Annotated in this window: 11 protein-coding genes; all 11 read left to right on the top strand. The window is 57.4% G+C overall.

The window, feature by feature from the left end; translation table 11 throughout:
* The first annotated feature begins 61 nt into the window (after nucleotides 1-61).
* Nucleotides 62-625 (top strand): thioredoxin family protein, encoded by a 564-nt coding sequence (locus R6U90_RS08175; RefSeq protein WP_410352184.1) that lies wholly within the window; start codon nucleotides 62-64, stop codon nucleotides 623-625.
* A gap of 368 nt (nucleotides 626-993) precedes the next feature.
* Nucleotides 994-2,982, top strand: a complete 1,989-nt coding sequence (gene tkt / locus R6U90_RS08170) for a transketolase (protein WP_410352183.1) — start codon at nucleotides 994-996, stop codon at nucleotides 2,980-2,982.
* 42 nt (nucleotides 2,983-3,024) lie between these two features.
* Nucleotides 3,025-4,026, top strand: a complete 1,002-nt coding sequence (gene gap / locus R6U90_RS08165; RefSeq protein WP_410352182.1) for a type I glyceraldehyde-3-phosphate dehydrogenase — start codon at nucleotides 3,025-3,027, stop codon at nucleotides 4,024-4,026.
* Between the two features lie 183 nt (nucleotides 4,027-4,209).
* On the top strand, nucleotides 4,210-5,394 hold the full coding sequence (locus tag R6U90_RS08160; RefSeq protein ID WP_410352181.1) for a phosphoglycerate kinase: 1,185 nt from the start codon (nucleotides 4,210-4,212) through the stop codon (nucleotides 5,392-5,394).
* A gap of 123 nt (nucleotides 5,395-5,517) precedes the next feature.
* Nucleotides 5,518-6,978 carry a pyruvate kinase gene (pyk, locus tag R6U90_RS08155; protein WP_410352180.1) on the top strand — a complete coding sequence of 487 codons (1,461 nt, stop codon included), beginning with the start codon at nucleotides 5,518-5,520 and terminating at the stop codon, nucleotides 6,976-6,978.
* Nucleotides 6,979-7,046: 68 nt separating this feature from the next.
* Entirely contained in the window at nucleotides 7,047-8,123 is a 1,077-nt protein-coding gene (fba, locus tag R6U90_RS08150) for a class II fructose-bisphosphate aldolase (RefSeq protein WP_410352179.1), read from the top strand.
* Between the two features lie 278 nt (nucleotides 8,124-8,401).
* The gene (locus tag R6U90_RS08145; RefSeq protein WP_410352178.1) at nucleotides 8,402-8,665 is read left to right on the top strand and encodes a hypothetical protein; all 264 of its coding nucleotides are present in this window, start codon (nucleotides 8,402-8,404) and stop codon (nucleotides 8,663-8,665) included.
* Nucleotides 8,666-9,058: 393 nt separating this feature from the next.
* Nucleotides 9,059-10,168 (top strand): 4Fe-4S dicluster domain-containing protein, encoded by a 1,110-nt coding sequence (locus R6U90_RS08140; protein ID WP_410352177.1) that lies wholly within the window; start codon nucleotides 9,059-9,061, stop codon nucleotides 10,166-10,168.
* Entirely contained in the window at nucleotides 10,165-10,998 is an 834-nt protein-coding gene (locus R6U90_RS08135; RefSeq protein WP_410352176.1) for an FAD/NAD(P)-binding protein, read from the top strand. Before R6U90_RS08140 ends, R6U90_RS08135 begins: the two co-directional genes overlap by 4 nt.
* Before the next feature lies 1 nt (nucleotide 10,999).
* Nucleotides 11,000-11,791 carry a sulfhydrogenase subunit delta gene (locus R6U90_RS08130; protein WP_410352175.1) on the top strand — a complete coding sequence of 264 codons (792 nt, stop codon included), beginning with the start codon at nucleotides 11,000-11,002 and terminating at the stop codon, nucleotides 11,789-11,791.
* Nucleotides 11,791-12,845, top strand: a 1,055-nt coding sequence (locus tag R6U90_RS08125) for a Ni/Fe hydrogenase subunit alpha (protein ID WP_410352174.1), incomplete at its 3' end; no start/stop codon positions are given. The genes R6U90_RS08130 and R6U90_RS08125, both read left to right, overlap by 1 nt.

Here is a 12,845-nt window from a genome sequence, read left to right as displayed (position 1 = left end):
GAACCGAACAGGTAAGTTCCCTGACGTCTGCTTCAAGTATAGATGAAAAAAAGGAGGGTTTATGGTCAGTCTTGAGACACCGGTCTGTGATTTTGACGCACCGGCGGTGGATTTTGCCCTCCCCGGGGTCGACGGCAAGACCTGGACGCTGGAGGCGTGCCGGGGCGAAAACGGCCTGCTGGTAATGTTTATCTGTAACCACTGTCCGTACGTCAAGGCGATCCGCGAGCGGCTGGTACGCGACACCCGGGAGTTGCGCGACCAGTACGGCATCAACACCGTGGCCATCATGGCCAACGATCCGACCGAGTACCAAGAGGACTCGTTCGAGAATATGCAGAAGATAGCCGCCGAGTTCGACTTTCCCTTTCCTTATTTAATAGACCAGACCCAGGAAGTTGCCAAAGCCTATGGCGCGGTCTGCACCCCGGACTTTTTCGGCTACAATACCGACCTCAGGCTGCAATACCGGGGACGATTCGATGCCAGTCGCAAGGAAAGCGCACCGGCGGACGCACGCCGGGACCTGTTCGAGGCGATGAAGCAGGTGGCGCAAACCGGCCGGGGACCGGTCGAGCAGATCCCCGGCATAGGCTGTTCTATCAAGTGGAAAGATGACGGCTGAGCCAGACCCCGGTTGTTTTGCTAATAAATTTCACTGTTCGGCCCATAAGCCAGGCGCTATCCGGGAGCGATGGCGGCTCCCGGAGCTTGCCCGCCACTGGTAAAAAATGGGAAAATCCCGGCCTCGTTAAACCGGGAGGAAGCCGGAGCAGCATTTTCATCAGGCGGCACAGCGTCTGAAAAACAATAATGCACGACTTCCATCATTACGGTAATCCCGACGGAAGCCAGTAACCGAATTCAGACGCGCCGACCGAGGGTGCGAAATGGGCGCTTATTTCTGATGCAACAAGAACATCAGATAAAGATGCCGCCCACGGCAGTACCGATAACAGATTTTTTGCAATTTAATGAACCGAGGGGAACTTTATGGCATCTCGCAAAGATCTCGCCAATGCAATCCGCGCCCTGAGTATGGATGCGGTGCAAAAGGCAAATTCCGGCCATCCGGGCGCGCCTATGGGCATGGCTGATATCGCCGAAGTCCTGTGGAATGACTTCATGGAGCACAATCCGGCTAACCCGAACTGGTACGACCGGGATCGTTTTGTGCTCTCCAATGGTCATGGTTCCATGCTGATCTATTCCTTGCTGCATCTGACGGGTTATGACCTGCCAATGGAAGAACTGAAAAACTTCCGTCAGCTGCACTCCAAGACGCCGGGGCATCCCGAATACGGCTATACCGCCGGTGTGGAAACCACCACCGGTCCCCTGGGTCAGGGCATTTCCAATGCCGTGGGTATGGCGCTGGCCGAAAGGACGCTGGCCGGTCAGTTTAACCGCGACGGCCATCATATTGTCGACCACTTCACCTATGTATTTTTGGGTGACGGTTGCATGATGGAAGGCATCTCCCATGAATCCTGCGCTCTTGCCGGTACCTTGGGCCTGGGCAAACTGATCGCCTTCTGGGACGACAATGGCATCTCCATCGACGGCCACGTGGACAACTGGTTTACCGACGACACACCGAAGCGTTTTGAGGCCTATGGCTGGCATGTGATCCGCGATGTCGACGGTCACAACGCGGAGGCCGTGAACAAGGCTATTCACGAAGCGAAGTCAATCAACGACAAGCCGACCCTGATCTGCACCAAAACCACCATCGGTTTCGGGGCCCCCAACCTGTGCGGCAGCCATGATTGCCACGGCGCCCCGCTGGGTGATGACGAAGTCAAGGCGACTCGCGAGAACATCGGCTGGCAGCACGAGCCGTTCGTAATTCCCGATGAAGTCTACAGCGGCTGGGACGCCAAAGAGAAAGGCAAGCAGGCTGAAGCCGAATGGAACAAGAAGTTTGACGCCTACAAGAAAGACCACCCGGAACTGGCCGCCGAGTTCGAACGCCGTATGAAGGGCGAACTGCCGGGCAACTGGGATGAAGTTGCCAACGGTTTCATCAAGGAATGCATCGACAAAGCTGACTCGCCGGCCACTCGCAAGGCCTCCCAGGGCGCGATTACCGCCTTCGCCAAAGCGCTGCCGGAATTCCTCGGCGGCTCGGCCGACCTGACCCCGTCCAACCTGACCAACTGGCCGGACGCGAAAGTGATTACCAACACCGTGGCCGACGGCAACTATCTGTCCTACGGGGTTCGTGAATTCGGTATGTCCGCGATTATCAATGGCATTGCCCTGCATGGCGGCTTCAAGCCGTTCGGCGGCACCTTCCTGATGTTCTCCGAATACGCCCGCAACGCCCTGCGCATGGCCTCGCTGATGAAGGTCCCGAGCATCTTTGTCTATACCCATGACTCCATCGGTCTGGGTGAAGATGGTCCGACCCATCAGCCTGTCGAACAGATCGCGACCCTGCGCCTGATGCCCAACATGTCCCTGTGGCGTCCCTGCGACAGCGTCGAAACCGCCGTTGCCTGGAAGGCCGCGGTCGAGCGCAACGATGGCCCGACCTCGCTGATCTTCAGCCGCCAGGGGCTGGCACACCAGGAACGTTCCGATGAGCAGGTAGCAAACATCGCCCGCGGCGGTTATGTCCTCAAGGACTGCGACGGTACCCCGGACGCCATCATTATCGCCACCGGCTCCGAAGTCGCACTGGCCATGGGCGCGGCCGAGAAACTCTCCGGCAAGAAGATCCGCGTGGTCTCCATGCCCTCCGTCGACGTGTTCGAAGCGCAGGACGAAGCCTATCGCGAAGCGGTGGTTCCCGCTTCGGTGACTGCTCGCGTCGTGGTTGAAGCCGGTGTCACCGATGGCTGGTATAAATACGCCGGGCTCAACGGCAAGGTTATCGGCCTGGACCGCTTCGGCGAATCGGCCCCGGCCGGCAAGCTGTTCGAGTACTTCGAGTTCACTGTCGACAACGTGGCCAAGGCCGTTGACGACGTCCTGTAACAATTTTGATTTATAAACCTTAGAGTAAGGGGAGAAAACAACATGGCAATTAAAATCGGGATTAACGGTTTTGGCCGTATCGGACGTATGGTTTTTCGCGCCGTCGCCAAAGACTTTAACAACATCGAAATCGTCGGTATCAACGATCTGCTGGATCCGGAATACCTGGCTTATATGCTGCGCTATGATTCCGTGCATGGCCGCTTTGATGGTGACGTCAAGGTCGACGGCAACAACCTGATTGTCGATGGCAAGAAGATTCGCCTGACTGCAGAAAAGGATCCGGCCGCCCTGAAATGGGGTGAAGTCGGTGCCGATATCGTGGTCGAATCCACCGGTCTGTTCCTGACCGAGGAAACCGCCCAGAAGCACATCGAAGCCGGGGCCAGGAAGGTTGTCATGTCCGCGCCCTCCAAGGACGGCACCCCGATGTTCGTTTACGGTGTTAACCACGATGAGTACGCCGGTCAGAACATCGTCTCCGCGGCAAGCTGCACCACCAACTGCCTGGCTCCGATCGCCAAGGTACTGCACGACAAGTGGGGCATCAAGCGTGGCCTGATGACCACCGTGCACGCGGCAACCGCCACCCAGAAGACCGTTGACGGTCCGTCTGCCAAAGACTGGCGCGGCGGTCGCGGTATCCTGGAAAACATCATTCCGTCCTCCACCGGCGCGGCCAAGGCCGTGGGTGTGGTGCTGCCGTCGCTGAATGGCAAACTGACGGGGATGGCTTTTCGGGTACCGACTTCCGACGTTTCCGTGGTCGATCTGACCTGTGAACTGGACAAAGATGCCGATTACGATGAAATCTGCAAGGCGATGAAAGCCGCTTCCGAATCCGGTGACATGAGCAAGACCCTGGGTTACACCGACGAGAAAGTCGTTTCCACCGACTTCCGTGGCATCGGTTACTCCTCCATTTTCGATGCCGAAGCCGGTATCGCGCTGGATGGCACCTTCGTCAAGCTGGTCGCCTGGTACGACAACGAGTACGGCTATACCTGCAACATGATGCGCTTCGTGGAACACGTTGCTAAATAAAACAGGTGCTAGGAGCTAGTGACTAGGTGCTAGTAATTATGGAATCGGAGGCGAGTATTACTCGCCTCCGATGCTTACATTACTAGCCACTAGCAGCTGGCCCCTAGATACTTATTACCAGAGACTTTTGCTAACCCCGCGTTAGCAAAATTCTTTGACTTAATTAAATACGGAGTTCCCAACATGTCCTTTATCAAGTTGACGGATCTGGATCTGTCCGGCAAGCGGGTACTGATTCGCGCCGATCTCAACGTGCCGGTGAAAAACGGCAAGGTCACTTCCGATGCGCGGATTAGCGCTTCCATGCCAACAATCGAGCTTTGCCTGAAAGCAGGCGCGTCGGCGGTGATGGTCATGTCCCATCGCGGTCGTCCCGAGGAAGGCGTGCCGGACGAGGAAAACTCCCTGGCGCCGATCGCCGATGACATGTCTGCCAAGCTGGGCAAGCAGGTTCGACTGGCAAAAGATTATCTGGAAAACGACCCGCAACCGGCTGAAGGTGAAGTCGTCCTGCTGGAAAACGTGCGTTTCAACGCCGGCGAAAAGAAAGATGACGAAACCCTGGCGAAAAAATACGCCGCGCTGTGCGACGTCTTCGTGATGGATGCCTTTGGCACCGCGCACCGTGCCCAGGCCTCGACCCATGGTGTAGGTAAATTTGCCCCGACCGCCTGTGCCGGTCTGCTGCTGGCTGAAGAGCTGGAAGCGCTGGGCAAGGCACTGGCCGATCCGGCCCGCCCGATGGTGGCCATTGTCGGCGGTTCCAAGGTCTCCACCAAGCTGACCGTCCTTGAAGCGCTGTCTACCAAGGTCGACCAGCTGGTGGTCGGCGGCGGCATCGCCAATACCTTTATCAAGGCGGCGGGTCACCCGGTTGGCAAGTCACTGTGTGAAGAGGACCTGGTGGATACCGCCAAAGACCTGATGCAAAAGGCCGAAGCGGCCGGCGCCAGTATTCCGATCGCCACCGATGTCGTGGTTGGCAAGAAGTTCGATGAAAACGAGCCGGCGGTTGCGAAGAAGGTGGATGAAGTGGAAGAGGACGATATGATCTTCGATATTGGTCCCGATTCTGCGCAGCAACTGGCAGACATTATCGCCAAAGCCGGTACCATTGTCTGGAACGGTCCGGTCGGGGTGTTCGAGTTCGACCAGTTCGGCGAAGGCACGAAAACCATTTCCATGGCCATTGCCAATGCCAGGGGCTTCAGCCTGGCCGGAGGCGGCGATACCATCGCGGCAATCCAGAAGTATGATATTTATGACAAGGTCTCCTACATCTCGACCGCCGGCGGTGCCTTCCTGGAATACCTGGAAGGCAAGACTCTGCCGGCCGTGGCCATGCTGGAAGAACGGGCCAAAAAATAACAGTGACGAGTTACGAGGGACGAGTAACGAGTCGTATGAGAGCTGGCCGGACAACGGCCAGCTGCTATCAATTATCCAATCGGCAGATTTGCCGGCCGGTAACAGGAACCCGTCACTAGACCTATGAGAAGAACTAAAATTGTTGCCACGCTCGGTCCCGCGACCGATGATCCCAAGGTGATGGACAAGATCATCGAGGCCGGGGTGGATGTTGCCCGGATCAATTTTTCCCACGGCACGCCGGAAGAGCACATGGATCGGGCCGAGAAGATCCGCAACCGGGCTCGCGCCCATGGCCGCCAGGTCGGGGTGATGTGCGACCTGCAGGGCCCGAAGATCCGCATCGAGCGTTTCAAGGACGGCAAGATCACCCTCAAGGATGGCGAGAGCTTCATCCTCGATACCAAGCTGGATCCCGAAGCCGGGACGCTTGAGCGGGTCGGCATGGCCTACAAGGAGTTGCCCGAGGATGTGACCCGCGGCGACACCCTGTTGCTGGATGACGGGCGGATCGTCCTGTGGGTCGACTCCATCGAAGGGCCCGAGGTGCATTGTCGTGTCGTGGTCGGTGGCGAATTGTCGGATCGCAAGGGACTTAACAAACAGGGCGGCGGCCTGTCGGCACCGGCCCTGACCCACAAGGATCGTGAGGACATCAAGACGGCCGCTGCCATGAAGGCCGATTACATCGCGGTCTCCTTTCCGCGCAATGCGGCGGATGTTAACGAGGCCCGCCAGCTGATCGAAGCGGCAGGGAGTAACGCCCATGTAGTGGCCAAGATCGAGCGCGCCGATGCCCTGGACAAGGTCGAGGAGATCATCGATGCCTCGGATGTGATTATGATTGCCCGCGGCGATCTGGGCGTTGAAATCGGCGATGCCGCCCTGCCACCGGTACAGAAGAACCTGATCAGCAAGGCCCGTGCCATGAATCGGGTGGTGATTACGGCAACCCAGATGATGGAGTCAATGATCACCAGTCATATCCCGACCCGGGCCGAGGTTTTTGACGTGGCCAACGCGGTGCTGGACGGTACTGATGCGGTGATGCTCTCGGCCGAAACGGCCAGCGGTCGCTATCCGGACAGTGCCATTGCCGCCATGGACCGGATCTGCCGCGAGGCCGAAAAACAGCGCACCGCCAAGCGTTCCGACCATCGCATCGATACCCGCTTCAAACGCATCGATGAGGCCATTGCCATGGCGGCCATGTATACGGCGAACCATCTCGGGGTCAAGGCGATCGCGGCTCTGACCGAGTCTGGCTCGACCACGCGCTGGATGTCGCGCATCAGCTCGGGGATCCCCATCTACGCCTTGACGAGCTATGTGGAGACGCGTAGAAAGGTGACACTTTACCGCGGCGTCTATCCGGTCAGCTTTGAAGTCCCGCCCGATCTGGATCGCGCCGCCGTTAACCGGGAAGCCATTGATGAGCTGTTGCGACGTGGCACGGTCCGCGATGGTGACCTGGTCGTGATTACCCGGGGCGACCTGATGGGCGTTCAGGGCGGTACCAATGCCATGACCATCGTCCGGGTGGGCGATGTGGACGGTATCGATCTGGATAATTCACTTATCTGATCAAGTCTTTAAGATTAAGCGAAACACAGTAAAATAGTCGGAAACACACATTTAAGGAGGTCCCGAAAATGGCCCTGATTTCACTCCGTCAATTGCTGGATCATGCCGCTGAAGTTGGTTATGGCATGCCGGCGTTCAACGTCAATAACATGGAGCAGGTGCATGCCATCATGCAAGCTGCTGACGAAACCAACAGCCCGGTCATCATGCAGGGTTCGGCCGGTGCGCGTTCCTACGCGGGCGAACCGTTCCTGCGCCACCTGATTACCGCCGCGCTGGAAATGTACCCGCATATTCCGGTTGTCATGCATCAGGACCACGGTTCCGCGCCGGGTGTCTGCCTGCGTTCCATCCAGTCCGGCTTCAGCTCGGTCATGATGGATGGCTCCCTGATGGAAGACATGAAGACCCCGGCCTCTTATGAATACAATGTCAACGTCACCCGCAAGGTCGTGGAAATGGCCCACGCCGGCGGTGTTTCCGTCGAAGGCGAACTGGGTTGCCTGGGCTCGCTGGAAACCGGCGAAATGGGTGAAGAAGACGGCCACGGCGCCGAAGGCAAGCTGGACATGGACATGCTGCTGACCGATCCGCAAGAGGCGGCGGATTTTGTGGCCCAGACCGGTGTTGACGCGCTGGCCATCGCCATCGGCACATCCCACGGTGCTTACAAGTTCACCAAGGAGCCGACCGGCGACATTCTGCGCATCGACCGCATCAAGGAAATTCACGAGCGCATTCCGGATACCCACCTGGTGATGCACGGTTCGTCTTCCGTTCCGCAGGAGTGGCTGGAAATCATCAACAACCACGGTGGCGACATGGGTGTAACCTATGGTGTGCCGGTGCATGAAATACAGGAAGGCATCAAGCACGGCGTACGCAAGGTCAACATCGACACCGACCTGCGTATGGCCTCGACCGGTGCCATCCGCAAGCACCTGGCCGACAACCCGAGCAACTTCGATCCGCGTAAATTCCTCAAGGAATCTACCAGGGCCATGAAGGATATCTGCAAGGCCCGCTTCGAAGCCTTCGGTTGCGCCGGCAATGCCAGCAAGATCGACGTGCTCAACCTGGAAAAAATGGTTGAGCGTTACGCTTCCGGCGAGCTGGATCCGAAGGTCAAGTCCAAGGCGGCTTAATTCTACGGACTATCGCTGTAGCAAAGGCGGGCCTCGGCCCGCCTTTTTTATTGGAACAAAAGAAGATCTCAACGCAGAGACGCAAAAAATAGTTTTGAATTTTTAATGTTGAATTTTGAATTGGCAGTCACGTTAGTGACAGACTGCCGAGGATCGCTCCGCACGTGGCACGCTAAACCGGCCAGTACCCCCGGAATGAAAATCCAAAATTTAAAATTCAACATTCAAAATTATATCCAGCGCCTCTGCGTTGGATATTCATCTCCGGAGAAGTGATTATGTCGAATGATGTACTGGAACAGGTAGCGTCGATCATCGAGGCGGATCCCCGTTCGGGGCAATCGTTATTGTTGTTCGCGCTGGTCTCTACGCTGAACGTGGAGAAGACCGGGCACATGTATATGCTCGGCAAGCTCAAGGAATTTACGCCCGAAAACCGGCAGCTGGCTTACGGGTTAATGGAATTGATGGCCGACAACCGGATTCATGATGAGCCCTGGCAGTCAGCCATGGCCCGCATGGAACAGGCCGTACGCGGTTAAATAAACGTTCCCACTAATACCCGCTCATCCCCTGTAGGGTGGAACAAGCGAAGCGGTTCCACCTGAACTGGCGGTTCTGGCCCGGGATGCAGCAGAAGGAAAAAGCGTATCTCTCGCAGAGACGCCACGGCGCAAAGAGAATGGATATTGATCACTCTCCGCGGCTCTGCGTCTTTGCGAGAGTATTATAGCCGGTTAAGCGCACAGCCCCCGATCGGGAGAAGGCTACGTGGAACGCACTTTGCCCCTGATATCGCGCCGGCGGGGCGTTCATCCTGCTATCTGATTTGCAGGACGTCGCGGGTTAATTCCTTAAAATGGCAGCGGAATGGTTTGACGCCGACCACCCCCGCTGGCTACGCTTGAAGACTCAATACTTGCCAGGGTCAAAGGATGGGGAAAAAGGACGCTTTTTTACTGCGTGAGCGCCTGCCGCTGCTGCTGGAAGTCGTCCAGGCAGAAGGTTACGAGTGCATCGGCCCGCAATGGCAAAACGATGCCATTGTCTATGAGCTCCTGAGCCACGTCGATCAACTGCCCCGGGGTTTGCAGGTTAACCAGTATCCCGGCGAATATTGCGGTGAAGTTCAGGACAACAATGTCCGCTATTTTGCCTGGGCCAACGGCCCCCAGGCCCTGAAACCGTTTTTATTCGTCCCTCGCGAGACCCTGTGGCGTGTCGACCGCAATAACGACGGGCGATTGCAGTTTGAATCAGCCACGCCAGCGGTACCAAAACGGGCGATCTTCGGTGTCCGGGCCTGCGATCTGGCTGCCCTGGCCCTGCAGGACCACCATTTCCTCGACGGCGAGTTTCGTGATCCGGCCTATGCCGCACGCCGCAAGAATCTCCTGCTGATTGCCGTCAACTGTTCGCATCCGGCCTCAACCTGCTTTTGTGCTTCCACCGGCGACGGGCCGGTGGCGCAAACCGGATATGATCTGGCGCTCGATGAGCTCGACGATGGCTTCCGGGTGCAGGCCGGCAGTGAGGCGGGGGAGGCGGTGATGGCGCGTTTGAATCTGATACCGCTGACCGATGGTCATTGTGAAGCGATCGAGATACAGCAGGAAAAGGCGCATGAACAGTTGAGAAAGGTTCCGGGGAAACAGTTGCGCGATGCGCTGTTTGCCAATCTCGACCATGAACGCTGGGACGAAGTGGCGGCACGCTGTCTCTCCTGCGGTAATTGCACCTCGGTCTGTCCGACCTGTTTTTGTCACAGCGAGGAAGAGCTGGCGCCATTGGACGGGCGCAGTTCGGAACACGTACGTCAGTGGGATTCCTGTTTTACTGCCGGCCACAGTTATATCCACGGTAAGACCCTGCGTCAGCAGACCCGCGAGCGCTATCGTCAGTGGCTGACTCACAAGTTCGGCAGCTGGCATGATCAGTACGGACGCAGCGGTTGCGTCGGTTGCGGACGCTGTATTGCCTGGTGTCCGGTCGGTATCGATGTGACCGAGGAGCTGCAGGCTATTTGCGGGAGCGATAGCGCATGAGTTCACCGTATATGCCGCATGAAGCCGTGATATTCGAACGCCTGGAGGAGAGCCGCGATATATTTACCCTGCGTCTGCGCTTCACCGACCCCCAGGTACACGAGGCCTACCGGTTTGATCCGGGTCAGTTCAACATGCTGTATGTCTATGGCGTGGGAGAAGTCCCGATTTCGATCGTTTCGGATCCGGAAGATGAACACGCTTACGATCATACGATCCGCCGTCTCGGCCGGGTAACCAATGTGCTGGCCGGTTTGCAGGAAGGCGATCACATTGGCGTGCGCGGCGCCTACGGACGTGGCTGGCCCATGCAGCAGGCCGAGGGCAGAGATTTGGTGTTAATTACCGGCGGGCTGGGTTGCGCACCCGTCGTCTCGGTGATCAATTATGTATTGAAGCGCCGCGAGCGGTTTCGAAGGCTGATCATCATGCAAGGCGTGAAGCACGCCGATGATCTTATCTGGCGTGAGAAATACGAAACCTGGAACAGCATGCCCGATACCCAGGTCGTGCTGGCGGCCAGTCAGGGTGGTCAGGGCTGGCCCTGGGCCACCGGCCACATTACTGAACTGGTGGATCAAATCGACTTCGACCCGCAAAATTGCAGCGTCATGATGTGCGGCCCCGAAGGGATGATGATCGCGGCGATCAAGGAACTGTTACCCCGTAACGTGCCCGAGTCGTCCATCTGGCTGAGCATGGAGCGTAACATGCAGTGTGCCGTGGGCCATTGCGGCCACTGCCAGCACGGCCCGCACTTTGTCTGCAAGGATGGGCCGGTATTCAATTATTCCCGGATCAAGACTCTGCTTGGGGTTAAAGGATTTTAGGATGAGCGATAAACACACTGTCAAACCTCGCGTGGCGGTGCATAAATTCGCGTCCTGTGACGGTTGCCAGCTTGCGTTTCTCAACGCCGGTGAGGCGTTGTTGAGCCTTGCACAACAGGTAGAGCTGGTGCATTTTGCGGAAGCGGGGCCGATGAATCCCGAAGCGCAGGTCGATATTGCCTTTGTCGAAGGGAGTATCTGTACTTCTCATGATGAAGAACGAATCCAGGCCATTCGCCGTAACAGTCGCTATCTGATCACCATTGGTGCCTGTGCCACTGCCGGGGGATTGCAGGCGCTGCGCAACCTCGCCGACGGCAAACAATGGCTGGCCGATGTGTATGCCTCGCCACAATATATCGATAGTCTGGCGACATCCACGCCCATTTCACAGCACATCAAAGTGGACCATGAATTATGGGGCTGTCCGGTCAATGGTCGACAGGTGATGGGCGCGATACGATCCCTGTTGCACGGCGCCGTACCGGTGCTGGAACAGGACAAGGTTTGTCTTGAGTGTAAACGGCAGTTGAATGTCTGTGTCATGGTGACTAAAGGAGAGCCGTGCATGGGGCCGGTCACCCGCACCGGTTGCGGGGCCATCTGTCCGTCACTGGGACGCGATTGTTACGCCTGCTACGGTCCGGCCGAAAATATTAATACCGACGCGCTGGGCGAGGAATTTCGTCAACTGGGACTGCTGCCTGCGACCGTCGGTCGACGGTTTCATTTTATCAACAGTGGTGCCGAGCCGTTCACGGCCGCAGGACAACGCTGGAAACGGGGCGATTAATGGACGAGCAACGCGATATTCGTATTCAGGTGCCGGTGCTGGCGCGGGTCGAAGGAGAAGGCGCACTGGAGCTGCTGGCGCGTGACGGGCAAATCGAAAAACTACAACTGCGCATCTTCGAGCCGCCCCGCCTGTTCGAGAAGTTTCTCGAAGGCCATAACTATAGTGAAGTCCCGGACATGGTCGCCCGGATCTGTGGTATCTGTCCCGTAGCCTATCAAATGAGTGCGGTACAGGCGATCGAGCAGGTTTTCGGCACGCCCGATAACGATTGGATACATTCCATGCGCCGCGCCATGTACTGTGGCGAATGGATCCAGAGTCACACGTTGCATATCCATTTGCTCGCCGCACCGGATTTTCTCGGCTTTAATAACGCCATCGAAATGGCGCAGGTACATCCCGAGGCCGTGCAGCGAGGCCTGCAACTGCAGGCACTGGGCAACAAGCTTATCAGCCTGTTCGGGGGGCGTTCGGTCCATCCGGTCGGGGTCTGTGTCGGCGGATTTCATCAGGCGCCCTCACCCGGGGCCGTAGAATCCTTGCGGGATGAGCTGCAGGCTGCCCTGCCGCAGGCCAAAGAACTGATACGCTGGACAGCCGGACTGAACTTGCCCGATGACAGGCAGACGTTTGTCAGCGTTGCTCTGCGTCACGAGCAGGAATATCCGATGTCCCGCGGGCGACTGGTCTCGGATGCCGGGCTGGATATTGCCATTGATGAATACGAGCAACATTTTCGCGAATATCAGGAGCCCCACTCCACTTCCCTCTATTCGGTGCTGGACGACAAACCTTACCTGGTCGGACCGCTGGCGCGTCTGAATCTCAACCGGGATTGTCTGTCTGAAAATCTCCAGGCATTGATCGACGAAATCGGTTTGCAGCTGCCCAGCCGGAATGTGTTTCATTCGATCATCGCCCGCGCCATCGAAACCTGCCATGCCTTCGAGGAAGCCATACGTCTGCTGGATAACTATCAAATACCTTCGCAAAGCGCTGAATTCATCGAACCGAAGGCCGGCACCGGTTACGGCTGTACCGAAGCCCCGCG

Origin of the sequence: Thiohalophilus sp., from assembly GCF_046483665.1 — a bacterium.
Taxonomy (GTDB): domain Bacteria; phylum Pseudomonadota; class Gammaproteobacteria; order UBA6429; family Thiohalophilaceae; genus Thiohalophilus.
This window is presented reverse-complemented; position numbering and strand designations above follow the sequence as displayed.